At 63.0% G+C, this 24,595-nt stretch carries 22 protein-coding genes and 1 tRNA gene; 6 read left to right on the top strand and 17 right to left on the bottom strand.

Features of this window, described 5'->3' with window-relative positions; translation table 11 throughout:
- The first annotated feature begins 179 nt into the window (after positions 1-179).
- Positions 180-1,421, top strand: a complete 1,242-nt coding sequence (locus tag EOA79_RS08780; RefSeq protein ID WP_095825099.1) for a D-amino acid dehydrogenase — start codon at positions 180-182, stop codon at positions 1,419-1,421.
- A gap of 40 nt (positions 1,422-1,461) precedes the next feature.
- Positions 1,462-2,331, top strand: coding sequence for an aspartate/glutamate racemase family protein (locus EOA79_RS08775; RefSeq protein ID WP_095825204.1), 870 nt, complete (start codon positions 1,462-1,464; stop codon positions 2,329-2,331).
- Positions 2,332-2,386: 55 nt separating this feature from the next.
- On the opposite strand, the gene EOA79_RS08770 is transcribed toward EOA79_RS08775, so the two are convergent.
- Positions 2,387-3,364, bottom strand: coding sequence for a polysaccharide pyruvyl transferase family protein (locus EOA79_RS08770; RefSeq protein ID WP_127241741.1), 978 nt, complete (start codon positions 3,362-3,364; stop codon positions 2,387-2,389).
- A gap of 99 nt (positions 3,365-3,463) precedes the next feature.
- Here EOA79_RS08770 and EOA79_RS08765 point away from each other — a divergent pair, with 99 nt between their 5' ends.
- Entirely contained in the window at positions 3,464-4,246 is a 783-nt protein-coding gene (locus tag EOA79_RS08765) for a hypothetical protein (RefSeq protein ID WP_164748256.1), read from the top strand.
- 105 nt (positions 4,247-4,351) lie between these two features.
- On the opposite strand, the gene EOA79_RS08760 is transcribed toward EOA79_RS08765, so the two are convergent.
- The gene (locus EOA79_RS08760; RefSeq protein WP_095825097.1) at positions 4,352-5,167 is read right to left on the bottom strand and encodes a glycosyltransferase family 2 protein; all 816 of its coding nucleotides are present in this window, start codon (positions 5,165-5,167) and stop codon (positions 4,352-4,354) included.
- Positions 5,168-5,507: 340 nt separating this feature from the next.
- Here EOA79_RS08760 and EOA79_RS08755 point away from each other — a divergent pair, with 340 nt between their 5' ends.
- A complete protein-coding gene (locus tag EOA79_RS08755; RefSeq protein ID WP_164746949.1) occupies positions 5,508-5,690 on the top strand; it encodes a hypothetical protein in 183 nt (60 codons plus the stop codon).
- A gap of 36 nt (positions 5,691-5,726) precedes the next feature.
- Here the strand turns inward: EOA79_RS08755 and EOA79_RS08750 are convergent, their stop codons facing one another.
- From EOA79_RS08750 to EOA79_RS08725, 6 genes are all read right to left on the bottom strand, one after another.
- Positions 5,727-6,032, bottom strand: coding sequence for a UBP-type zinc finger domain-containing protein (locus EOA79_RS08750; protein ID WP_067003235.1), 306 nt, complete (start codon positions 6,030-6,032; stop codon positions 5,727-5,729).
- Entirely contained in the window at positions 6,032-7,717 is a 1,686-nt protein-coding gene (locus tag EOA79_RS08745; protein ID WP_095825096.1) for a cyclic nucleotide-binding domain-containing thioredoxin-disulfide reductase, read from the bottom strand. The genes EOA79_RS08750 and EOA79_RS08745 overlap by 1 nt, the downstream gene beginning before the upstream one ends.
- Positions 7,718-7,803: 86 nt before the next feature.
- A complete protein-coding gene (locus EOA79_RS08740) occupies positions 7,804-8,523 on the bottom strand; it encodes a hypothetical protein (protein WP_095825095.1) in 720 nt (239 codons plus the stop codon).
- A gap of 336 nt (positions 8,524-8,859) precedes the next feature.
- Positions 8,860-9,762: a TIR domain-containing protein gene (locus tag EOA79_RS08735; RefSeq protein WP_127335338.1), complete on the bottom strand. Its 903-nt coding sequence runs from the start codon at positions 9,760-9,762 to the stop codon at positions 8,860-8,862.
- A 220-nt stretch (positions 9,763-9,982) separates the two neighbouring features.
- On the bottom strand, positions 9,983-10,558 hold the full coding sequence (locus tag EOA79_RS08730) for a hypothetical protein (RefSeq protein WP_245322413.1): 576 nt from the start codon (positions 10,556-10,558) through the stop codon (positions 9,983-9,985).
- A gap of 298 nt (positions 10,559-10,856) precedes the next feature.
- Positions 10,857-12,173 (bottom strand): hypothetical protein, encoded by a 1,317-nt coding sequence (locus EOA79_RS08725; protein WP_127335337.1) that lies wholly within the window; start codon positions 12,171-12,173, stop codon positions 10,857-10,859.
- A 197-nt stretch (positions 12,174-12,370) separates the two neighbouring features.
- On the opposite strand from EOA79_RS08725, the gene EOA79_RS08720 reads away from it, so the two are divergent.
- Positions 12,371-14,164: a hypothetical protein gene (locus tag EOA79_RS08720; RefSeq protein ID WP_127335336.1), complete on the top strand. Its 1,794-nt coding sequence runs from the start codon at positions 12,371-12,373 to the stop codon at positions 14,162-14,164.
- 22 nt (positions 14,165-14,186) lie between these two features.
- Here the strand turns inward: EOA79_RS08720 and EOA79_RS08715 are convergent, their stop codons facing one another.
- Positions 14,187-14,819, bottom strand: a complete 633-nt coding sequence (locus tag EOA79_RS08715) for a recombinase family protein (protein WP_095825202.1) — start codon at positions 14,817-14,819, stop codon at positions 14,187-14,189.
- 191 nt (positions 14,820-15,010) lie between these two features.
- Between EOA79_RS08715 and EOA79_RS08710 the strand changes: the two genes are divergently transcribed.
- The gene (locus EOA79_RS08710; RefSeq protein WP_127335335.1) at positions 15,011-15,973 is read left to right on the top strand and encodes a hypothetical protein; all 963 of its coding nucleotides are present in this window, start codon (positions 15,011-15,013) and stop codon (positions 15,971-15,973) included.
- A gap of 292 nt (positions 15,974-16,265) precedes the next feature.
- On the opposite strand, the gene EOA79_RS08705 is transcribed toward EOA79_RS08710, so the two are convergent.
- From EOA79_RS08705 to mepA, 8 genes are all read right to left on the bottom strand, one after another.
- Entirely contained in the window at positions 16,266-17,009 is a 744-nt protein-coding gene (locus EOA79_RS08705; protein WP_095825090.1) for a hypothetical protein, read from the bottom strand.
- 71 nt (positions 17,010-17,080) lie between these two features.
- Complete coding sequence (locus EOA79_RS08700) at positions 17,081-18,373, bottom strand: tyrosine-type recombinase/integrase (protein ID WP_095825089.1); 1,293 nt, start codon at positions 18,371-18,373, stop codon at positions 17,081-17,083.
- Between the two features lie 93 nt (positions 18,374-18,466).
- Positions 18,467-18,551, bottom strand: a tRNA-Leu gene (locus EOA79_RS08695).
- Between the two features lie 396 nt (positions 18,552-18,947).
- On the bottom strand, positions 18,948-19,568 hold the full coding sequence (locus EOA79_RS08685) for a 2,3-bisphosphoglycerate-dependent phosphoglycerate mutase (RefSeq protein ID WP_095825088.1): 621 nt from the start codon (positions 19,566-19,568) through the stop codon (positions 18,948-18,950).
- 95 nt (positions 19,569-19,663) lie between these two features.
- Positions 19,664-20,485, bottom strand: coding sequence for a 4-hydroxy-tetrahydrodipicolinate reductase (gene dapB / locus EOA79_RS08680; protein WP_127335334.1), 822 nt, complete (start codon positions 20,483-20,485; stop codon positions 19,664-19,666).
- On the bottom strand, positions 20,482-22,341 hold the full coding sequence (locus EOA79_RS08675) for an ABC transporter ATP-binding protein (protein WP_095825086.1): 1,860 nt from the start codon (positions 22,339-22,341) through the stop codon (positions 20,482-20,484). The genes dapB and EOA79_RS08675 overlap by 4 nt, the downstream gene beginning before the upstream one ends.
- Positions 22,342-22,472: 131 nt before the next feature.
- Positions 22,473-23,492: a glucokinase gene (locus EOA79_RS08670; protein ID WP_095825201.1), complete on the bottom strand. Its 1,020-nt coding sequence runs from the start codon at positions 23,490-23,492 to the stop codon at positions 22,473-22,475.
- A gap of 240 nt (positions 23,493-23,732) precedes the next feature.
- The coding region (mepA, locus tag EOA79_RS08665) for a penicillin-insensitive murein endopeptidase (RefSeq protein ID WP_128292969.1) at positions 23,733-24,595 on the bottom strand (863 nt) is incomplete at its 5' end.

The following is a 24,595-nucleotide window of genomic DNA, read 5'->3' as shown; positions in this document are numbered from 1 at the left end:
CTTGCTGCAACGCCGGTAATTTGCGAAAGCCGCCGTGACATCTGATCTGCCCCCTTGAGGGGGAGATGGCCGACAGGCCAGAGAGGGGCGCTGTCCCGCCGACATCTCGGTGCCTGTGCCATTGCAGACCGCAATCCACCGACTAAATTGCCTGCCAACATGCGATCTCCGGAGGCGTGATGCGCGTGATCGTGTTGGGTGGCGGCGTTGTCGGCGTCACCACCGCCTATCAGCTGCAGAAGGACGGGCACGAGGTGGTCGTCCTCGAGCGCCAGAGCCAAGTCGCCGCCGAGACCAGCTGGGGCAATGCCGGCATGATCGCGCCGGGACATTCCTTCGTCTGGTCGTCGCCCAGGGCGCCATTAATCCTGTTGAAATCGCTGGTGCTGAAGGACCAGGCGCTGCGCTTCAAGCTGTCGGCCGATCCGAGGCTTTACAGCTGGTCATGGCTGTTCCTGATGGAATGCACGGCCGAGAAGGCCAGGCGCAACACGCTGCTCAAGCATCGGCTTGCCGTCTATTCGCAGAGCGTGCTGCACAAGGTGATTGCCGACGAGCAGATCGACTACGACCGCAACGGTCGCGGCATTCTCTATTTCTATCGCAGCCAGCAGGCGCTCGATAAAGGCGTCGAGCATATGCGGCTGCTTGAATCAGACGGCCAGCTGATCAAGGTGCTCGACCGTGACGCCATCGTCGCGCTCGACCCGTCGCTGGCTTCCGCGCGGGAAAAGATCGCCGGCGGCATCCATTGCCCGACCGACGAAACCGGCGACCCGGCCAAATTCACCCGGGCGCTCGCGGCAAAGGTCGTCGAGCGCGGCGGCGAAATCCGCACCGGCACGACCATCACCGGCATCGAGACCTCGGGCGATGGCGTGGCACAGGTGCTGACCGACAAGGGCAGCGTCAAGGGCGACGCCTATGTGCTGGCGCTCGGCTCCTACAGCCCGCTGATCGCGAAGACGGTCGGGATCAACCTGCCGATCTACCCGATCAAGGGTTATTCGCTGACCATTTCGATCGGCAACCAGCCTCGGCCGCCGACCATCGCGGCGATAGACGAGCACAATCTGGTCGCCGTGTCGCGCTTCGGCGACCGGCTGCGCGTCACCGCGACGGCGGAATTCGCCGGCTACGACACCAGCCACAAGCCGGCCGATTTCGCCTTCATGAAGGGCGTGACGCAGGAGCTTTATCCCGAGGGCGCCGACTATGACCGCGCCGAGATGTGGGCGGGCTTGAGGCCGATGACGCCGAACAATCTGCCCGAATTCGGGCGCCGCCGCCTCGGTAATCTCTATCTCAACACCGGGCACGGCCATATCGGCTGGACCATGTCGCATGGCTCGGCGCGCATCACCGCCGACCTGATCGCCGGCCGCAAGCCGGCCATCTCGATGGACGGTCTTTTGAATTGAGAGCATGATCCCGGACGGATCGGCCAGGAAAGGGAATGCCATGTCTGTCAGCGCGGCTGCTACCCGCCCTCAATCTTCGGGACCGGTCGATCCCAAGCCGGTCGATCCCAAGCCGGCCGATCTGGGCGTGCTTCCGTCCGAACTCGACGGCGGCCTTGCCTCGCGCGCGGCGATCGGGCTTGCGATCCTGGCCACGGACCAGACGCTGGAGCATGAGTTCCGCGCGTTGGTGCGCATTCCGGGCGTCGCCTTCTACGAGGCCCGCCTCTTCAACGACAACGACATCACCCCCGACACGCTGCGCGCCATCGGCCCGCGCATCGCGCCGACCGTCGACCTCATCCTGCCCAGCATCCCGCTCGACGTCGTCGGCTTCGGCTGCACCTCGGCCACCATGACGCTCGGCGAGGAAGCCGTCTTCGCCGAGATCAGGAAGGCGCGGCCGGGCGTCGCCTGCACCACGCCGGTGACGGGCGCGCTTGCCGCCTTCAAGGCGCTCGGCGCCAAGGGCATCGGCCTGCTGACGCCTTATGCCCCCGAGATCAACCAGGGCCTCGTCACCTATTTCACCGGACGCGGCCTCGACATTGTCGCCGTCGCCACTTTCGACCGGCGCGACGACCGCGAGGCGGCCCGCATCTCGCTCGCCTCGATCGAGGCCGCGGCCGAGCGCATGGCGGCGGCGCCCGGCGTGGACGCGATCTTCATCTCCTGCACCAGCCTGCGCGTCGCCGAGGCGGTGGCGGAACTGGAGCAGCGCATCGGCATTCCCGTCACCTCGTCCAACCACGCCATGGCCTGGCACTGCCTGCGGCTCGCCGGCATCGACGACGTCGTGCCTTCCGGCGGCCGGCTGTTCGCGTTGCCCGTTGTTCCTTCCACCCGCCGACCAGAGCCGACCGCCCTTTGACAGCATGCCAGGAAGGCTAGCCCCTTCTTTGAGCGTTTGTGCTCGGTGCTATCCCTTATCTCCGACCAATCAGCGCCACGGCATCGGCCCGAGCCATGGAAGACAGGTCCAAGATCGTTGCCTGCGAACTGGTGACCATCTCGACTGGCCATTCGGTCAGGACCTGGCGCATCTGGTAGGCGAGCAGAGCTTCATTGGCTTCCTCGATCGAGTAAGCGAGCGGCCAGCCGATGCGGTCGAGAATCGGTTTCACCTTACCCGTTCCCTTGATCTGGTCGATGGCGATCACCGGCTTGCCTTTTGAAAGCCCATAGAGCGAGCCGTGCAGCCGCGTTGTCAGTACCAGGTCAACGGTCTCGAACTGTTGCTCGATCTTTGTTGCCTCATTCCCGGGCCTCAACACTGTGTCGATCGGCTCGGTATCGAGACCGAAGGTTTCGGCAAGTTGCAACAAAAGACGCTCAGCTTTCGCCCATTCGGTCATGCCGTCGCCGTAATCCCGCTGGTCGCCACGCAAGCACAGTCCAGCCTTCAGCCGCTTGCCGGGCTCAGGTGCCGCGCAAGGCAGAGAACGCGAAATGGCGAGATCGAAGGATTGTCTTGATAGGCCGTCGCGCGCCAGCACGGCTTCGAAGCGGGCAGCCATCTGCCGGTGCCGGGAAATGACGCTGACGCCAACCGCGAGCTTCCTCGCTTTCCGGTGCACCGCTAGCAGGTCTACCAATTCGTCGGTCTGAACGATGGGGCCGCAGACGAACACTAGCGTTTCGATTTCGCGGCGCACGTCGAACAGGTCCCTCACCTGGCAGTGGTCCACAATGCCCAAGGCCGGATGGCTCAGAACTTGATGGTCATGGCCGGCCCGGCGTAGCGCCGCCGATAGGTTTTCTACCGCATGCAGATCGCCGACAGTCGCCCCGCCGCCGCCTTCGAAACTTCCCCACCAAACAAGCGAAATAGGCGAGGCGGCGGTGCGCCTCAGCAATCTGTGACGACGCTTAAAGGACCGGCATTTGCGGCTGAGCAACGACATACGATTGAGTTTCTCTCGAGATCAATTAAGACAGCCGCCTCCTGCAAGTCGGGAGGCGCCCCTCTGCGTCGCATAGAGAAACACGAGAAGGCGGGCAACATGGCTGCTCCTGCAGTGAACATGCTTTGGATTGGCGACAGACTCGGTCGTGTTGAATTGCTGTCGATAGCCTCCTGGCTGGCCTGCGGACACGCCGTGCGCCTGCATGTTTACAACCCTGTTGCAAACGTGCCGGCCGAAGTCGATCTGATCGACGCCGAGCTCACTGTTCCCTTTGCCAGCATGAAGCGTCTACGGCATCGGGAGACCGGCTCTTATGCGCTCGCCTCCGACTACTTCCGCTACCGGCTTCAGCTGATCGATGGCGGGCTGTGGTCCGACCTCGACGTGGTTTGCCTCAAGAAGGTGAACATTGACGGAGATTGCTTGTTCGGTCTTGAGAGCGCGACTCTCATCAACGGCGCCGTCCTTTACCTCGATGCCGGTCTGCCGATGACGGCCGAGCTGGAGGGCCTTTTCTGCAACAACTACTTTCCGCCTTGGACGCGCAAGCGGGGAGCGCGCATGGCCCGGTTCAAGAACTTCATTGGCCTGCCGGTGCGCCCAGCCGACCTCCCCTGGGGAACTTACGGTCCCGGTGCGATAACGGCGCTGGCCCGCAAGCATGGGCGGTTTGAGTCTGCACTGCCACGAGAAGTCTTTTATCCGCTCGATTACCGCCAAGCGCAGGCTGTCTACGATCCGGCGTTTTCGCTAGACGCGGTTCTGAGTGAGCAGACGCTGACCTTGCATCTGTGGAACGAGAAGCTGCGCGATGTAAAGCACAGACCGCCACCGGCTGGTTCGCCACTGGCAGAGCTTTATACCAAGTTTGGCCTCTAAAAAAATGGGTCGCTTGTTGAAAACGGCCTTTAACGCGCTCCAAGCGATTGTTTTATCGTGCCCGATATCCAAGCCCTTTGGAGTCCGATCCTAGGGCAGCATTCGTCACGCCGCTTTGTTGCGAAGGCGGGCAGCCTCTATTCTATCGAGCACTACCTTCTGGTTCGTGGCAGCGCGGCTCGGATCGGCAGGCTTGTGCCAGATATGCAGCACCTCGGTCGCCCAGGTGCCGGCGCGCCGAATGATGCCCTTATCCTGCAACCGGAAAACGAAGTCGGCATCTTCATAACCCCAGCCTGTGAAGGTCTCGTCGAAGCCGCCGACCGACAGCGCATCGCTTTTCCAACAGGCGAGATTGCAGCCCTTAATGCGCCGGAAGACGAAGGAACGATAATCCGACATCGTCCGCCAGGGCAGCCGCACGAAAAACGCGACGATCTTGGAAATGTCGCCTTTCAACCGGTGCCGCAGGATATTCCGGCGAAATGCTCGGTAGTTCCACGTCCCTGCCGCCAGCAATTGCTTGCTGAATTCCTGGCTGAGCAGAATGCGGCTGCCGGTGATGACGTAGTTCGGCTTGGCAAGCGCCCGATGCTGGGCAACGAAGTCGGGCTGCAGAATGCAGTCTCCGTCGACGAAGATCAAATAGGGGCCGCACGCCTCGCCTATCGCCTTGTTCAGGATTGCGGAACGGCGAAAGCCGATGTCTTCGTGCCAGACGTGCCTGACCGGGATCGAGGCGGAGTCGGTAAAGAGCTTGATTACATCGGCCGTGTCTTGGCGCGATCCGTCGTCAGCGATGATCACCTCGAAGCAGCGGTCGGTTTGGCAGGCGAGCGACTGGAGACTGAGCTTCAGCGCCCCTGGCCAATTGTAAGTATTGACGATCACCGAAACCGATACAGATCCGGCGGGGGTCATGAAAATGCCCCAGCCGCTTCTTCGCGTTGATCAAAACTGTTTCGGATAGGACTGCAACAACGCAGTCTTCCGCGCGCAAATATTGCGCGCACCGTCTCCCCAAGCATTCCCCGCACCCCACCAAGAACCCACCTCCTTTCTATTGACGTTAAACCGCCATCGTCAATGTAATTAGAATTCGCTTATTTTCGGAATATCTGATCGGCAAAGTGCCAAGGCGACTGGCCGACCAGTCGACCACCGATTGGCAGATTGGCCTGTTCGAAATCCGCCGGTTAACGTTTGCGGAAAAGGTTGCTTAACGCTTCGCTACTATGTCCCGCTTCGGAGGCAGGACAGAGTGAGCGCGATGAACGACAGCCCCGAAAAGCGCAATGAATGGCGCGCCATCTTCTACGTGCAGGCGCGTGTGGCGATCCTGTTCGTCCCGATCATCGTCAGCCTGCTGATCATCGGCGCGCTTGCCGGCAACGACCGCGATCACGTCGTCATCGACCGGACCGTCACCAGCTCGGTGAAGTAGGCGACCCGGCAAGAGGCTCGCGGTATTCCGTGCACGCTAGACAAAGCGCGGGATCGGGCCGTTCTGCGCCGTCGTGCGGTCGCCGAGGTCGATGAACACCTCGTCGACATAGCACCAGCCCCAGCCTTCGGGCGGATCGTAGCCTTCGATGACCGGATGCTGAGTGGCGTGGAAATGCTTGGTGGCGTGGCGGTTGGGCGAGTCGTCGCAGCAGCCGACATGGCCGCAGGTGCGGCAGAGTCTGAGATGCACCCACCAGGAGCCGCTCTTCAGGCATTCCTCGCAGCCGAGGGCGCTCGGCACCACATCCTTTATGTCGTCCGTATGCCTGCATTCGTCCATCAGGGTCTCCTTTCGGGCTGAGCAGCACGCCCGCCGTTGCGCGCAAGATAGGCATGCAGCGCCGCCACCACCTGAGCGCCTTCGCCGACGGCGGCCGCGACACGCTTGGTCGAGCCGCAGCGCACATCGCCGATGGCGAACACGCCGCTGCGGCTCGTCTCCATCGGGCCGTGTCCCGGCGCCACATCCGGTCCGGTGCGCACGAAGCCCTTAGCGTCGAGCGCCACGTCGCAGCGCGCCAGCCAGTCGGTGTTCGGGTCGGCGCCGATGAACAGGAAGAGGTGGTGGATGGTCCGCGTCGTCGCCACGCCGGTGACCCGGTTGCGCCAGCACAGCTGGTCGAGGTTGCCGTCATGGCCGTCGAGCGCCTCGACCTCGGTTTCCGTCAGCACCTCGATGTTCGGCTGCGCCACGATCCGCTCGACCAGATAGCGCGACATGGTGGCGTCAAGGCTGTCGCGCCGCGCCAACAGCGTCACCTTGCGCACCTGGCTGGCGAGAAAGACGGCCGCCTGGCCGGCCGAGTTGCCGGCGCCGACCAGCGCCACTTCCTGGTCCCGGCAGAGCCGTGCTTCGATCGGCGAGGCCCAGTAATGCACGGACGTGCCCTCGAACTGCGCGATATTGGCGATGTCGAGGCGACGGTAGCGCGCGCCGCTGGCGATCACCACGGTGCGCGCGCGCAGGGTCTCGCCGTCGCCAACGTCCAGCCGGTAGCCGGCCATGTTGTCGGCGGCGCCGAGCAATTTGGCTTCATCGGGGATCACCATCTCGACCCCGAACTTCTGCGCCTGGTTGTAGGCGCGCGCCATCAGCGCCATGCCCGTAATGCCGGTCGGAAAGCCGAGATAGTTCTCGATGCGCGAGGATGCCCCCGCCTGCCCGCCGAAGGCGCGGCAGTCGAGCACGATGGTCGACAGCCCCTCGGAGGCCGCATAGACCGCGGCCGCCAATCCGGCCGGCCCGGCGCCGACGATGGCAACGTCGTAGATCTTGCCGGCGTCGAGCGGCCGCAGCAGCCCGACGCAGCGGGCGAGATCGCTTTCGCCGGGATTGTGCAGCAGCTTGCCGTTGGGACAGAGCACGATCGGCAGATGGTGCGGATCGACATGAAAACGCTCGATCAGCGTCTTGGCGCAGGGATCGGTGTCGGAATCGAGCGCGCGGTGCGGCAGGCCGCTGCGGGTGAGGAAACCCTGCAGCCGCAGCACATCGCCATTGCCGGGACGGCCGATGACTATCGGCCCGCTGGTGCCGCTCTCGAGCAGGCGGACACGGCGCAGGATCAGCGCGCGCATGACGCGCTCGCCGAGATTCGCCTCCTGCACCATCAGATCGCGCAGCCGCTGCGAGGGGATGACGATGGCTTCGACCGGCTCGGTCGCCTCGGCATTGACCAGCGACGGCCGGCTCGAAAGCTGCGCCAGCTCGCCGATGAAATTGCCCGGACCATAGGTGATGATCGCCTCGCGCGGGCCAAGACCGCTGGCCTGCGTGATGTCGACCTTGCCTGACAGGATGACGATCAGTCCGGGCGAGACCGTGCCGGCCGTCACGATATGCTCGCCGGCGCCGTAGGCTCTTGGCACGCCGAAGCGGCGCATGCGCTCGATGTCCGCATTGGCGAGCACGGGGAACATCTGGTCGCGGCGGGCGGCGATCGTCGGGCTGACGGAGGGGGCCATGACCGGACCGTAGCGTCCGCGGCAGCGGGTTTGAAGCGGTTTGTTCAGGGACTGGCCGGAAGGGCAGGTGGCCGCTACGCTGTCAGCTATCCAAGCGACCTCGCCAGCTTGCGCAGCGCCCCCTGCGGATCATCGGTGATGACGGAGCCATGCGAGACGAGGATGCGCTTGAGCGCCGGCAGGTCAGCCCATCGTCTCAATTGCGCTGCGAGTGCCGCCTTGTCGCCGACCATCGTCAGCTTGACCGGCCAGGGTATACGCGGCTCATCACCGGCAAATCCCATCATGCGCAATGCCCAGCCGGCAAAACCGGATGCGCCGCGGATGTTGCCGACGATATCATTGAGAACGAGCGTCGTGCCGTTCGGTCCGTCGATTTGCAGCGCCGCTTCGCGATCACGGGTTCCGGGGACGGTGACGAGCTTGACGTCGGGATCGCCAAAGTCGCCGCGTGCCGCATCGACATGCACCACCTTCTCGACGCTGTTGCGCGCGCCCGCCGGTGCAATCACCTGAAGCGTGGGATAGCGATCTTTCCATGGCTTTGCATCGAGCCGGTGATGGTCGTTAGGGACGATCAGGAAGGCCGGCTGGCCGAAGGCCTCGATCGCGCGCATCTGTTCGTCGTCGAGCGCGATGGCGCTGAAGATGACGAGCCGTCCGTCGCGCAATCGCACCACGGTCATGCGCCGTTTCAGGTTGCCGACCGGCATCGGTATGTCGCCGGTCACCGTCAGAATATCGTCGTCGACAGGAGAGAGCCTGCCATGCGGCAGAACCTTCCACTCTTTGAACGGCGCGGGCATCACGGAACCTCGGCTTAACAGACAAGATAGGAACGGTTTAACCCGAGACGAGTTGCAGGCACAAAAAAGCCCGGAAAATCCGGGCTTTTTGCTCATCGCGTCAGATCGTCTGAAACGGGAATTTGGTGCCCAGAAGAGGCGTGACAGGGAAAGTATCGAACTGCCCGTCAATTCGGCGCAAGGCCTTTTGTGCCAAGGGATTGTGACGTCTTGAGTGTCTCAGGGGGTCCGAGTTACAGTGGACCTCTAAGATGGCTTACTGGTGGACCTCGGTCAATCTGCTTTCCGCACTGTCTCTGGGGGTGGGAGACTGCCCATGAATGAACGAAGGACCCATCACTCGTTTTCATCGCCGTCGTCGGGGCTGTTTGGCTTTGTACGGCCCTCAATCGGTCCTCGTTCCGGAGGGCTCCAGAGCCGCCGCCTGCGTCCCAACCTGAGACGATCCCGAAGATAATCAGTAGTCATTCGGAGGCGTTCCACCGTGGGCACAAGGTCGACCAACTCGGGGTGCTCATGAGAGAAATCTCTCATCTGACTTGAGCATTCGAGTAGGTCATCCCAGACTTTATGGTCTCGGTCTGGAAATCCTCTTCCCTCCGCCAACGCGCGCGCCAGATAAGGGCTCGGCAGGAGCTCTTCAGGTTTTGAAAGCAGTTTGCTTTGGTTCCGATTTAGAACGAGCAATTCCTGCAGGATCGCGTCGAAGGTCTCCAAGCTCCCGGCGGACCCTTTGGCAGCGGGGGCCTTGGTGATGTCTTCTATGCCCGCTTTCAATTCTTGCTCAATCTTGGGCCACAGGCCGTCTACCGATTTCTCGATACGCTCAACTGGCACGGCGTCATTGCCAACTCGGGCATTAATGTCCCTGAGCAGGCGCTTGAAATCGCCCATCTCGGCGGTAACAGCGTTGAATTGCGTCAAGGGCGCTGGAAGTTCGGAGGGTTTGACACCAACAAGGAAAGGCGCGACCTGCGCATCTCCCACGGACTTGGAAAGCGCACCGGCCTCAAACAAAATCCACGGCGCCAGCAGGTTCGAGGGCGTCAGGCAAAGGATACCAAAGCTGTCCTTCGCAAGCTCTTCTGTAAGATCAGCTTGCCAGCGGCCGCCTTTCTTGAGGTCTTCCGACGAAATGAACGGCCGGATACTCTGCAGGACGACCGGGAGCCATGTGTGGAGCGTGTTTGCAATTATATGGCTCTTTGGGCCTGACCAGCTAATGAAGACGTTTGGCATGTTTCTCCCCTCACCCCTATCGGATTTACCTTATAGGATTTTAAACGACTGGGAAGCTGCTTGAGCGGCCCCTTTTGACTTCGTTACGAAGAAAGGCACCGGCTTCGCGGGGCGACGACCCAGTAGTCGACCTGGCAACTTCTTGAGTTGTCACGGTGATCTGCCGGGATGCGCCGCACGGTTCCAGTGCGAGCTTATAGCCTTGTAGCAGGCGATGAACTCATTCGTCTGCCACCCGGCGCGGCAGCGTCGGCAGATCGTGCTTTTCCGCGACTAACTCGACAGCTTTTTCCAGCGCCTCGCCCATGTGCCTCAGAACCCTTCCACGCGGCCTTGGGTAGACGTGCAACTCGGTCGCGGTCGAACCCTCGCCCCACCGCTTGTGCGTCCCTGACGCCATACGATGGACGAGCTTCGCGGCTTGCACCTGCCTGAACTCGGCTTTGCGCTCGGCCTGCGGGTCGTCCCTGATGATCATCTCGACGGCAAGCCACGCGGCGACCACACGGCGCGGATCGACCCCTGCCTTCCGCAGCCTCGCCCAGCCGGCCTTGGCGCGCTCTTGTGGTGACAATCCGCGCAGCCGGAAGGCCTCTACGTGAGGCCCGGCGGTCCGCAGAAGCGTCGCCACGCGGTCGACTGCATTGGCCACGTAGGTGTCATTCTGGTTCGCCTCAAGCCAAGCCAGCGCGGCGACACGGTAGGGGTTGATCTCTCGCGCACCATAGGTGGCTTTGTAGGGGCTGCCGTGGCGGGCGTAGTGATCTGCATGGGAACGGCAGAACCGCGTGTCCAAGCCGTCTCCGGTGCCAGCACGGGCCGGTCTGTCGCAGCCGACCACTCGGCAGCGTGTAAACATCGAGCTGGGTTCTGCGGCCCGGCTTTTGACCTCAGCCTTGCGCTCTCGCTGTCGGATCAACTTCGCGGTCAATCTCGGGTCCCTCTTAGGGGAGCGCGGGGTGAACACCTATGGGTCATTGAAGGTCCAACTGATAGAGAAGTGAGGGGTGACATGGACAGGATAGATCCCTCCATAGAGACAGAAGAGAGGGGAGCTGATGTACCGAATACCCCCAAGGGTGAAGAGCCATCGGTCATGGGGTCTCTGCCTCTGACTGGGTCACAATTCCTTCGACACCCGCCACTCGCTTGAAGACCGAGAGCATCACCTCTCTCGCCGTCGCAGAGCCGGACGCAGGGACCATCAGGGCGTCGTGGATCGGTAGTGCCGTGATCCCTCTGGCCTTCATGATCAGCAGTACCTCCACCATGATCTGACTTTCGATGAACTGAACATCGTGACCAAGTCCACGATGGAACCGATCCCTGATCAGCTCGTGCTTCTGCTCGATGGCAGCGACCACCTCGGCGATCTTGTCACCCCGGCGAAACAGCTTGCGCGTGTCCTGGGGAAACCTCTCAAGGGGCTTCTCGGCGAAGGTCATCGCACTCATGACACGCTTGATCCCTTCACGCTGCTGAACGTAACCCCATAGATGGTAGAGGTCATCTGAGGGCGGCGGCTGCCCCGCCATACCGTAGAGGATACGAGCGCCAGCCTGGCCGTAGTCCAGCTCTACGGCCTTCTCGCCGCTGATGCGCAAGCCGGTCTGTCTCTCGTCCTTGCGCGGTAGCTGCCAGAACCCGCCGAACAGTCTGCCGCCGCTGTCGAAGCGGCCTTGTGTGAACACCCGCCGCAGTCTTCGGTCCCGCAGCGAAATCGGCGTGTGGGGCCAAGCGATGCCCTTCCAGTCGAACTTGAGGTCGGCTTCATGGAGCCACTGGTTGATCTCGGCCATCTGCTCCCGGTATCGGTCGGTCGCACCATCGTCCGGGTAGTCGAGACGCTCGCCGTCGTCCCAGAAATTGGCTCGGTCCTGCAACCTCTTCAGAATGATCGTCTCGCCGGTCTGGTGCGTGTCCAGATCGTCAAGGTCAACCTCGTGTTCGGCGATGCGGTTGAGGAGCCGCTGTCCCGGTCGGATGACAGTGGACCGCGATGCGCCCTGAATGTCGGGGGCGACGTCTTGCTCGACGTAGCCCATCTCTGGCTTCGACAAGAGGTCGAGGGTGGCGGGGAACGCCTTGCTGTACACGGCGGGCCGATAGCGGCTCTTCGCCCCCAGAACACGGTGGGAACGGGTGACGAAGATGCCTGATCCGCCGACCAGTTGCCCGTGGATGAGGTCCGACAGTATGGCCTCGACCGTTTGCTCGAACGTCTCTTGATCTCTGGGGCGCCTCTTGTTGCGCCTGAGACCGAAGCGGTCCTCGTAGGTCAAGAGGAGCTCTATGGCTTCCCGGACAATGCCCTTGGCGTTCTCCGAGAAGGCGAAACGGTGGGGATTGAATGGGCGGTCTCTTCCGACGTCCTCGTCTTCCGATCCGCCGACTGTAATACGCTGATCCATTCACTTCCAAGCATGGTCAAACTGGCCACCCCGCACTGACGGGGAGGCGGGCCTGTATCAGGAGAAGCGCGGGCGCTCAAACAACAAATGATGAAGGGCGATGGGCAGTGGCACTTCGCCGCTCCACGAGGTTCGGATCGATTGGTTCCGTGTCCTCTCGTTGGTATGTGTTGGCGGGCCGATCTTTGGGGGGAGCGATGACACTGAATTTGATGCTTGCGACGCGTGATAGCATCCATGTGGCTGCAGACCTGCGTCTCACTTCGGGCAGCACCGTGGTGTCGGATGCGTCTGCAAAAGTGATTGGTATCGAGCAGCCCGGATGGCAGGCCATTGTCTCCTATTGTGGCGTGGGTCGCGTTCGCAACACGAGGGACACATCACAGTTTCTCCGCGACTGGGTCCTTGCAAATCCCGCAGAGAGTGCGTCGTTCACAGGCCTCCTTGAGGTCATTCGTCGCGAGGGCACTCGCTGGCTGAAATCCGTGGGCTATCGAGGCAGTCACACCTTCATGGTCGGCGCTCTACTATCCGGGCGGAGCCAAATAGCCTTGATTTCGAATGTCGATCGGCTGCACGGACTTCCTCGGTCTCGGCCGGCTCCTGAACTGCGGATAGAGATCGATAGGAGCCCCACTTCACGGACCGTAGTGTGCGGCTCCGGTGCGGCTGCTGTTTCAAGGCTCGCGCTGCAAAGGCTTCGAATAGGGTCGCGGAACGGCAACGACCCATCCCAAACTCAGCGCCAAATGGCGGCCCTGATCAAGGCGGCTTCGCTTTCGCCGTCGACACTCAACACGGTCAGTGCTGCTTCGTACAGCTACTCGATGTATTGGACGAGGGGTGTCGGCCACACTCACGGCACCATCACAGGTAATTTCGAGCCGCTGGCGATCATGAATGGACAGGACATGATGGCGTCGATCCGTGGCCAGTTGGGTCCGAACGCGCAGATCGTACCGATTGGCAACTTCAGGGTCGGAATGGGGGCGGCTCCGGCGCCCGACCAGTGTTCGCCAGAGCTCTCCCAGTCCGCACCACGCGAAGAGCGTCTCGAGTTGACAGAGCTGCCGGGGGTTGGTGGGCATGCGAGGGCGTTGTGCGTCAACAACGCGGGACTTGCTGGAGGGTACTGCTCAACAGGTGATCCCAACCCGCATGTGGCCTGTATCTGGTCCGATGATTTGGGTCCCTACGTGGTCAAAGGAGCAGGAGCGCCAAGTCAGGTGAACGGCATCAATGACACGGGAGAAGTCGTCGGCACGATGATGATCGACGGTGGCGCGAACAGGGCATTTCACGTTGGTCCAGATGGGTTGCGCGTTCTCGAAACGCTGGGTGGCATGCACAGTCACGGGTATGCCATCAACAACGGTGGCTTTCTCATAGGGTCCAGCTGGACAATCCCCGGTAACGACCCGGGCGACAAGGGTGAGACTGCATTTGTTGCCGGCAAGGACCTGCAAATTCGATCCATCGGGGCGCTGCGGGCAGATTGGAACAGTCAGCCAGTGGCTCTCAACAATCAAGGCGTCGTTGTCGGTCATAGCTGGTTCGGTAGAACGTTCCCCGGGGGACCTCAGAGGGCGTTTGTCTGGTCAGAGGAACAGGGAATGATCGATCTCGGCACCCTGGGAGGACCGGCTGCCGTTCCGGTGGCGATCAATGACAGCGGCGTCGTTGTCGGCATCACGAGTGACGCTGCTGGTCGAAATTGTTGTTTCATCTGGTCAGCAACAGAGGGGATGCGTGAGCTGTTGCCTGGGTTGGCCAGTACTGGAGTTGTGGCCCTCAATGACAGAGGTGACGTGGTCTTCAATCTACATACTGAGCATGGCGTCCAGAGTTCTGTGACAGGCCCTGATGGGAGGACACGAGCGCTTCAGACCTTTGTTGGGCATGAAACTGAGGCGCGAGCGATGAACAATGCCGGCCATGTGGTTGGGCTTGTATTTCGGAACCTGCATTCCCACGCGGCCATTTGGCGATAGTTCGGCTGGCCCCGGTATCTGATCAACGTGCATCGGCTCCGGTCTCTTCCAAGCGCTTCGCCAGCCTTGCGAGCGTCGACCGTGAGCAGTTGGTCGCTCGAACGATGGTGTTCCAACTCTGCCCCTTCCGCAGCATTTCCAAGATGGCCTCGTTGCGCTCTGCGTCCTCGGGGCGACCCTTCATGCGTCCCTCCGCCTTTGCCTTGGCGATCCCTTGAGCCTGCCTGCGGCGTCGGTCGTCGTAGTCCTTGCGGGCGATGGCGGCGAGCATGTCGAGCAACATGCCGTTGATCGCGTCGAACATCCGGCCGGTGAAGGCGTCCTCGGTCTTCAGCATCATGTGCGAAGTCGGCAAGTCCAGCGCCACGACCTTGACCTCCCGGTCCTTGATCTCACGCTTGAGCTGGTCCCAGTCCTTGTCCGACAGGCGGCTCAGGCGGTCGACCTGTTCGGTGAGCAGGATGTCGCCCGGCTTGCTGTCCCTGAGCAGCCGGAACAGCTCCGGCCGGTGCAGCGATGCCCCGCTCTCGTTCTCCTCGTAGGTGGCCGCGATGGTTAGCCCTCGCTCCCGACAGAATGCTTCAAGGTCCCCTCGCGCGCGTCCTGCGTCCTGCTCCTTGGTCGAGGCCCTGAGGTAGGCTCGGATGAATGTCATGGTGCCCTCCAGTTCGATTTGACTGGTTCTGTAATGGATGGTTCGCTTTGAGTGGTCAAGGGGGTATTTCTCGAACCAGACCAGCGCCAGTTCGGAAAGGGCACACCCAAGAGAACCAAGCAGCGGCCGCACGGCGGCGGCCCGGCTTGCACTCGTCGTCACGCCCCAAATAGGATGCAGTTGGAGGTCCCATGGCCAAGCGATCGAAATCAAAGAAGATGGAGGATGAGTGCGTCATTCCTCCTCAGCTACCGTTGGCTGAATTGGAGCGGTTCCTATTCCGACACTCTGGAGAGGAGGCGAGGCGGATCGCCGACTACCTCGAATGGCAGGCTCATGGCGAAGAGATCGTCCAGCATGCCGAGAAGGTCACGAGTGAGCGTGTCTTCGGACGGGACTACGATGTATGGGACGTCCACACCGACAAGGAGAGGTGGTGGGTGATCACCAACCCGACCAACCTCTACTCTCAGCGGCTGATGCCGAGCATGGACTACACCCTGTCGTTCCACATCGGTCTGATGGCGCGCGTCGCGGCCGCCCGGCGCTACCATGGCACCCCCGCCGAGGTGGAGTTGTTCTTGGTCACCCAACGCAAGCTCGTTCAAGTAGGCGAAGCACTCGACGCTGCCGACGAGGTCGAGGAGTTCCAAGGAATTGGGATGCTCTGCCGAGAGTGCCTGTTGGTGTTCATCCGTGAGCTGATTGACGCGGCAAGCGTCGAGTTCACCGGCGACACCCCCAAGGCCAGCCACTTCATTGGGTGGAACGACCGGCTCGCCAACGAACTCGCTGGGGGAGCGTCGAAAGAGTATGCTCGCGCCTATGTCAAATCGACCGCCGAGCGTGCGTGGCGGCTCGCGAACTGGCTCACCCACAGCTCGGGCGCGACCAGAGCCGACGCAGAGCTTGCCTTCTCGGCAACCTCCCACGTCGTGGAAATCTACACCTCGGTGGCTCTGCGCCGGAAGGCTGCCGCTCCCGCCCGCTGTGAGCGGTGCCAGTCGTCAAAGATTGTTGTGCAGTGGCAGCCCAGTCGAGGCAGAGGCGGGAGGTACGTTGCCCAATGCAATTCTTGCGGCTCGGAGGCCGTCTCCAGAAAGCCCCGAGCAAGGAAGCCCAACTCAATGCCCAAGACAGCGGTGCGCTCCTAATAGCCGCAGACCCGGGCAGGGGGATTATGGGCGCGTGCTGTTGATCCGATGGGGCGCGCAAATTCTTTCGCCAAAAATCCGACCCTATCTCTCATGCATGACAGACCAGCGGTTCAGCATGAAGGCAGACCCGTGCAGGTGGACATCTGTTGACCGCCGCACCGGGCGGCCGGTCGAGGGGTCGCCTTGCGGTCGGCCTGGAGGAGGCTTGGTCGCTTGATCTGGTCGACCTTCTGAGCGTGACCGAGATGAAGCGGCGGATCAGGCGGGGCCACATCGACGCTGCCGCGCGTCAGAACGGTATCTCGTCGTCCAACTCGCGCCGCCCCTTTTGCTGAGGTGGTAGCCCAAAGTCCGGTGCAGGCAGCGCGCGGGGCTTCGGAGGGAGAGCCTTCGGTGTCGGCGGCGGGCCGAGCCTCTCGGTCTCCGCGTCCTCCGCGATCTTGTCGGCACCGAGCAGGCTGGTGATCGTCGCTACCGCGCTCGGAGCCTCGGCAAGAAAGGATGTTGTTCCCCCCAGTGTTGCACACACAACGGCCAAGACAGCCATGACCTTGGCGTACTGCACGCGCGGCTGGGACAGCTCGACTGACAGGTCGTTCAGCTTGTCCAGCAGTCCCTTGCGCTGGCGTTCGGGCAGCTCGCTGTTGACGATGATGTCCCGCAACTTCGCGATCTGCTGCTCAATTCGTCCCCGGGTCTTGTTCGCGAGGCGGACGGAGTATCCGTCACGTCCGCTCACGCTTCGCAAACGAAACCGTGTGGACACGCCGGTAGCCTGCAGGAGGAAGTTGTCAAACGCATCGTACGGTCGATCCATCTGCCATGGGGACCTGAAGCCCTCGACCCCGCATTCCTCAGCCGCAGCGGCCACCAGCGTCATGTACTCCAGCCGGATCATTTGATCGAAATGCTCCGGGGTTTCGCGTGTGATGAGCCGGTTCAGGTTGCGTCGACAGATTTCCTCAAACGCGACAAATCGTTCCGTCAAGTCGATTGGAAGGGATGAGTAGTCCTCAGGGGAAATAAGGTCCAAATCAGCCTCCTGGCCAAACCCTACTCAATGTATCTGCGAGACGGGCGTTCTTCCAGTGGTGGTCTTACCCACTATCTCAACGCCTTCTGCAGCGCCCTCGTCGCCGCCTCAAGCCGCGCCTCAGGTCCGCCGTAAGCCTCGCTCACGGCACCCGACGAGTGGCCCAAAATCATGTTCTGCAGAGCCTCCGCCACGTCGGCTTTGACCAACTTGTCCTTGAGCGTATGCCGCAGCGAATGCACCGTCACTTTGCGGTCGGTCACAACCTTACGGACGTGCTTCATGAGCACCTGTGATGCCGCCGAAGCGCCGCCTTCACGAGCGTAGGTCGGGAACAGCAAGGCGCGATCCGCAGCCGCCTCGTGGGCCTCCTGAGCAGCCTTGAGCGCATCCCCTACCAGCGGCACCCGGCGAACGCTGCCGGCGTTCTTCAAGCGCCTGTGAGGCAAGAACCTGAGGTCGAGATAGGGGCGCTCACCTTCGGCGTGAACGTCTCCGACCATCAGCCCGGTGACTTCCGCCAGCCGGCACCCCGTTCCCTCCAGCATCCTCCAGACACGCTGGAGATCGTCTGATGCATGACCAAGCACCCGCGCTCGGGCGGCCTTGAGTTGACCGTCGGTGAATGACTTGCGGTCCTCCTTGGCCAACGTCACCTTCTTGACCTCCAACCCGTTGAATGGACTGAGCCAGCCCCTCAGCTCGTCCATCTCCTTGGTGGCGTGATTGAGGACTGCCCGGAGGTCATTCAGGTAACGGTGGACCGTGGAAGGTGCGGGGATCGGCTTCTCAGTCAGCATGTGGTCCCTGACTTCCCGAGCGTCGGCCCGCGTAAACGACCTGAATTGAGGATCACCACGGTTCAGGGCCTTCACGACGTGACCCTGCACACGGTCAATCCGCTGCTGCTTCTTGGTCTCGTCAGCGGTCCCTTCAACCTTGTCCTTGAGGTAGAGCTTGATGGCATCGGCAAGCGTGGGCGCGGGTGCCTTCCGGTCGGGGACCACCAAGGCGCGGTAAAGCTCTGGCTGTCCGGTCTCTTCAAGATGGTCGGCCAAGGCGTCAGCTGTGGCCTCATCCATCGGCCCCCACTCGGCCACCTGCCGGGTTGCCCATTGGTATTTCTCAAGCGCGGTCTTCTCGGGGGTCTTCTTCGGCTTCCCGCGCATCGCGGCCTTGATCTCGGCCTCGGCTTCCTTGTGGACCCGGTCGTAATGTCGCAGCACCTCGGCATGTGTGCTGCCCAGCGGCTTGACGATCTCGGTCTTTCCAAGAGCTTGCCTCAGGAAGCCCGGAACCTTCCGCCGGTAGCGGTAGTGCTTCTTGCCTGAGGGCTGCTGGACGTAGGGCAGGTCGATCTGCACGGGCGGTGGTCCTCCTGAGGGCCTCTTGGGTGGACCTCCGGGGATACTCAACGCCTTGATTTCCTTGGAATTACTGGCTTCTCCGAAGAGAATTGGTGCCCAGAAGAGGACTCGAACCTCCACTCCTTGCGGAACACGGACCTGAACCGTGCGCGTCTACCAATTCCGCCATCTGGGCTGGTGGGCGCTCATGTAAGCGGGCAAACGAAGCGTGTCAACGCGGTTTTTTCGAGGAGCTCAAGACTGACCAGAGGGCAGCTGGGGTTGATTTCAGGCACGGACGGCAATTGTCGGCGTCGGCCCCGCCCCTCATCGCCGTGCCGGGCACTTCTCCCCGTATAGGACGGGGAGAAGGGGCTGGCCGCGGCGTTGGCGTCCTCTTGAGACGCTGGCGATTGGCGAAATCGGCGGCCGGAGCTTCCCTCTCCCCGTCACTATACGGGGAGAGGATGCCGGCAGGCAGGTGAGGGGCGGCGCCGACGCTGGTCAGTTAACGGCGAGACGGAATTCCAGCCTGAAGCGGTTGTCCCGAGACGGCCACCCGTTCCGAGCGGGGCCGGAACAATGGAATCCCTCACCCCTCCAGCACTTCCTTCTTTGCCACGGTGGAATCGGCGTTGAGCTTGTAGATCACCGGCACGCCGGTGCCGAGCTCCAGCTTGACGATCTCTTCCCCCGACTTGCCGTCCAGCGCCATGATCAGCGCCCGCAGCGAATTGCCGTGCGCGGCGACCAGCACCGTCTCGCCGCGCAGCACATGCGGCTGCACGTCGTGCAGGTAATAGGGCCAGACACGCGCGCCGGTGTCCTTCAGGCTTTCGCCGCCGGGAGGCGATACGTCGTAGGAGCGGCGCCAGATATGCACCTGCTCCTCGCCCCACTTCTTGCGCGCGTCATCCTTGTTGAGGCCGGAGAGATCGCCATAGTCGCGTTCGTTGAGCGCCTGGTCGCGGACGGTCTCGAGCTTGCTTTGGCCGACCACGTCGAGAATGTGCTGGCAGGTCTTCTGCGCACGCTTCAGCGCCGAGGTGTAGGCAATGTCGAATTTGAGCCCGCGCGCCTTGAGCTTCTGGCCGGCGGCAAGCGCTTCCGCATTGCCCTGGTCGGTGAGGTCGACATCGCGCCAGCCGGTGAACAGGTTCTTCAGGTTCCATTCGCTCTGGCCGTGGCGCACGAGCACGAGAGTTCCCGACATGTTTGCTCCTGATACGTCGTTGGATTGAGCAATTCCAGGAAAAGTGTGTAGCGGTTTCGGCCCGGAATTGCGGAAGAAAAGCAGAAAAAACCGCCTCAGCCCAGGCCGAGCACGTCCCGCATGGAATAGAGGCCCGGCTTCTTGCCTCGGCCCCAGAGCGCCGCCTTGACCGCGCCGCGGGCAAAGATCGCCCGGTCCTCGGCCTGGTGGGCGAGCGTGATGCGCTCGCCGGTGCCGGCCAGGATCACGCTGTGCTCGCCGACCACCGACCCGCCGCGCAAGCTGGCGAAGCCGATCGTGCCGGCCTTGCGCACGCCGGTATGGCCGTCGCGCACACGCACGCTGTTGTCCTTGAGCGCGATCTCTCGTCCTTTGGCCGCCGCTCCGCCGAGCAGCAGCGCCGTGCCGGACGGCGCGTCGACCTTGTGCCTGTGGTGCATCTCCAGGATCTCGATGTCGAAATCCTGCGCATCGAGCGCGCGCGCCGCCTGCTCCACCAGCACCGCCAAAAGACTGACGCCGAGGCTCATATTGCCGGATTTGATGATGGTCGCGTGGCGCGCCGCCGCGGCGATCTTCGCATCGTCATCGGCCGAACAGCCGGTCGTGCCGATGACATGGACGATGCGCGCCTGCGCGGCATAGCCGGCGAATTCGACGCTTGCGCCCGGGGCCGTGAAATCGAGCACGCCGTCGGCCTTGGCGAAGGCCGGCAGCGGGTCGTCGGCGATCGGCACATTGATGCTGCCGATGCCGGCGAGCTCTCCGGCATCCTTGCCGAGATGCGGTGAACCCGGCCGCTCGACGGCACCGGCAACGCACGCGCCGGGAATGGAGTGGATGGCGCGGATCAGCGTCTGACCCATCCGGCCGGCGGCGCCCACCACCACCAGGCCCATATCGCCCGTTTCGCTCATGCGCTTCTCCCGACGGTCTTCTTCGCGCGCGTGCGCGGCAGAGGAGTTTGGGTTGTCTTGGCGTCATCGACAAGCCCCAGCCCCTTCTTGCCCTGCACCCGGTGGAAGCGGGCATAGACGCTGTGCGGGTCGGCCATCAGCGAGGCGTGTGTGCCTTCCTCAACCAGCCGTCCCTCTTCCAGCACGATGATGCGGTCGGCATTGACCACGGTCGACAGCCGATGCGCAATGACGATGGTGGTGCGGCCTTCCATGACATGGGTGAGCGCTTCCTGGACGCGCGCTTCGGCCTCGTTGTCGAGCGCCGACGTAGCCTCGTCGAGCAGCAGGATCGGCGCCTGGCGCACGATGGCACGGGCGATCGAGACGCGCTGGCGCTGACCGCCGGAAAGCGTCGAGCCGCCTTCGCCGACCGGCGTGTCGTAGCCTTGCGGCTGCTGGCGGATGAACTCGTCGGCGGCGGCCTGTTTCGCCGCCTGCTCGATCTCCGCGTCGGTGGCCGAGAGCCGGCCGTAGCGAATGTTGTCGCGGATCGTGCCTTCGAAGAGATACGGCGCCTGCGAGACATAGGCGATCGATTGGCGCAGCGACCGCTTCGTCACCTTCGAGATGTCCTGGCCGTCCACCTCGATGCTGCCCTCGTCGACGTCATAGAAGCGCTGCAAGAGCGCCACCAGCGTCGACTTGCCGGCGCCCGAAGCGCCGACGATCGCCGTCACCTTGCCGGCGGCGGCGGTAAAGCTCAGATCCCTCAGCACCGGCATGTCGGCGCTATAGCCGAACGTCACATTGTTGAAGGTCACTTCGCCGGAAATGATCTTCGCTTCGGCGGCGTCGGGCGCGTCGCTTTGTTTCGGCTCGAGGTCGAGCAATTCATAGATCATGCGCGCGTTGACCAGCGCGCGTTCCATCGCCACCTGCATGCGCGCCAGCCGCCGCGCCGGATCATAGGCCAAGATCAGCGCGGTGATGAAGGAAAAGACCGCGCCCGGCGGCTGACCGAGATACAATGCCCGATAGCCGGAATAAGCGATGACGGCGGTCACGGCGAGGCCGGCCAGCATGTCCGAAATCGGCGACAGCCGTTCCGAGACGCGGGCGATCTTGTTGCTGCGCTGCTCGGCCGTATCGGCCATGATGCCGATGCGGCGCGCCAGCTCGTCTTCCAAGGTGAAGGCCTTGACGATGGCGATGCCTTGGGTGGCCTCCTGCACCGACCCGCTCAGCCGAGAATTGATCAGCACGGATTCCCGATTGATCTTGCGCACCCGGCGCGTGATGTAGACGACGGCCCAGATCAGCGGCGGCCCGATCAGCAGCGAGCTCAGCGACAACACCGGATCCTGGTAGACCATGAGGCCGACCAGGCCGACCAGCGTCACCGCGTCGCGAGTGATCGAAATCAATGTCAGCGACAGCAGTTCGCGGATGCCGCCGATATTCTCGTCCAGCTGCGCCGCCAATCGGCCCGAGCGCGTGTCGTTGAAGAAATTGACGCCGAGCTTCATCAGTTGGTCGAAGCTGCGCTTCTGGTAGCGGGCGACCAGATTGTTGCCGATCGTGGCCAGCATCACCGCCTGGCCGTAGCCGGCGAAGCCGCGCACGAGGAAGGCGCCCATGAAGCCGGCGCAAATCCACCAGACGGCGTCGCTGCTCCGCTCGTAGAATATCTGATTGACCATCGGCGCCATGACCCAGGCCGAAAAGGCGGTCGCGCCCGAAACCAATAACGAGCAGACGATGACGATCGCGTAGGACCAGCGATGGTCATAGCCGTTCTCGGCGATGATACGGCGCAGTACCGCCGTGACCTCGCCGGGCCGGGCCTTTAGCTTGTTTGGATTTTGAAATGTCAAATCGGCAGCGCTTCGTGGGTTCTCGTCAAAGGTCAGGGAGCATTTCGGCACCCTCTTAGCGCCCCGGCTACGGCTTGCCTATGGCGAAACTTCGTCGCGGTGGCCGATTGCCATCCCGAACCCGGGCGCGCTCATGCCCGCCAGTGCCGTCCGGCGGTCTGAACGCCGAACAGCGACGGGGTTCTGGCATAGGCGGCGAGCCCGAGAAGCGCGGCCAGCGGGTGGGTGATGACATAGACCGGCATCGTGCGCATCAGCGCGCTGTGCGGCGCCTTGTCCTCGAACGCGGCGCGGAAATTGCCGGCTTTCAGCGCCGGCACGATTTTTTGCGCGATGCCGCCGGTCAGGAACACGCCGCCGCGGCTCATGAACACCAGCGCGAGATCACCCGCGGTGCGGCCGAGGCAGGTGACGAACAGTTCCAGCGCTTCCTGTGCCACCGGATCGGATTTAGCGAGCGCGGCCGCCGTAACCTCCGCCGGCGTCGTGAAAGGCGTCGGCTTTGCGTCGGCCCTGGCCACCGCGCGATAGACATTGACCAGTCCGCGGCCGCACAGGATCTGCTCGCCGGAGATGCGACCCTCGAGCTTTTCGATATGCCGAAATACTTCGAAGTCGCGCGGCGTGCGCGGGCCGATATCCATATGCCCGCCCTCGCCCGGCACCGGTATCCAGCGGCGCAGCGCGTAGATCAGCCCCGCGACGCCGAGCCCCGTCCCCGGGCCGAGCACGACCCGGCCGGCATTCGGCTCCGGCGTCCCGCCGCCGATCTTTTCCATATGCTCTTCGCCCAGCGCCACCACCGCCAGCGCCTGCGCCTCGAAATCGTTGAGCACGACGATCTCGCTCAAGCCCAGATTGGCAAACATCTGGTGCGGCTTAACCACCCACGGGCAGTTGGTCAGCCGGATCTCGTCGCCGTCGACCGGCCCGGCCACCGCCAGCACCGCCGAATGCGGCTGGATCGACGAGCGGTCGAGCACCGCCGCCTGGATCGCCTCGTCGATGGTCTTGAAATTGGCCGTCTGGACGATTTGCGGCTCGGTCGCTTCCGAATTGGCGTCGAGCACGATCGAGAAACGCGCATTGGTGCCGCCGATATCACCGATCAGGACCGGAAACCGCAGCGCTGTATCGTCTTCGCCAACCATGCTTTTTGTCCCGTTCGTTCCCGCTCCGTCGCTGACTAGCGCATGGTCCTGCAAAGGGAAAGCGGCTTTGGCGCCTATCTCGAGCGTCGGCGCCGCCCCTCACCTGCCTGCCGGCATCCTCTCCCCGTCGCCAATGGTTTCGCCAATCGCCAGCTTCGCAAGAAGAAAGCCCGCATTGCGGGCAGCCAGGCGGATGAGGGGCGCCGCCGGCCTCGACCATCTGGACGCCGTGGCGTGGCCTCAGTTCCCCGGCCTTGGCCGGGGCACTGGAATGCCGATTTTGGGCGTCGGCGCAAAGGAGCTCGCCGCCGCCGGCAGCGTCGCCGCATCGCTGGAGATCGTCTCCGCCGGCTCGGTCGCTTTCGATTTGGCCGCCGCCACCGCTGCCGCGCCGTCGCCCTGATAGGTGACCGCTTCCAGAGAAGGCGCGTCCGGCGCTGCAAGCACCGCCTGGCACTCCTTCGGCAAATTGGCCATGGTCATCAGATCGCGCGCTTTCGGCGCATCCGGGTTCTTGTTGGGCCGCCACGGCTCCTCGGTGAACCACCAGGCAAGCGGTTTGCCGCAGCCGTCATCGGCCGGCGTCGCCTCCTGCGCCTTGCAGCCAGGCGAGCCCGCCTGGCAGCCGATACGCATGTGGAAATGATAGTCATGGCCCCAGAACGGCCGGATCTTGCGCAGCCAGGAGCGATCGCCAGTGACCGTGTCGCAAAGTTTCTTCTTGATGCCCGGATTGACCAGGATGCGCTCGACCTCAGGGTAGCTCGCCGCACGCTTCAAAAGCCGCGTATGGGACGGCGTCCACAGCGCGTCCTTCACCAGATGCGTCTTCTCGTCGACCATCAGCGTCGCGCTCATGCTCTCGCGCTGCGCCATGGTCAGCGGCCGCCGCGGCATCGGCGTCAGCCAGATGTCGGCATCGAGGCCGATCTGGTGCGAGGCATGGCCGGTCGTCATCGGGCCGCCGCGCGGCTGCGAGACATCGCCGACCAGCAGCCCCGGCCAGCCATCCGCCTGGGCGTCTCGAGCGAGCTTCTCGATCAGCGCAATCATCGCCGGATGGCCCCAGCGGCGGTTTCGCGAGGGGCGCATCACCTCCCAGC

It is taken from the genome of Mesorhizobium sp. M1A.F.Ca.IN.020.03.2.1, assembly GCF_004023205.1.
Taxonomy (GTDB): domain Bacteria; phylum Pseudomonadota; class Alphaproteobacteria; order Rhizobiales; family Rhizobiaceae; genus Mesorhizobium.
Note: the sequence above shows the minus strand (reverse complement) of the source record. Positions and strands in the feature narration are given on the sequence as shown.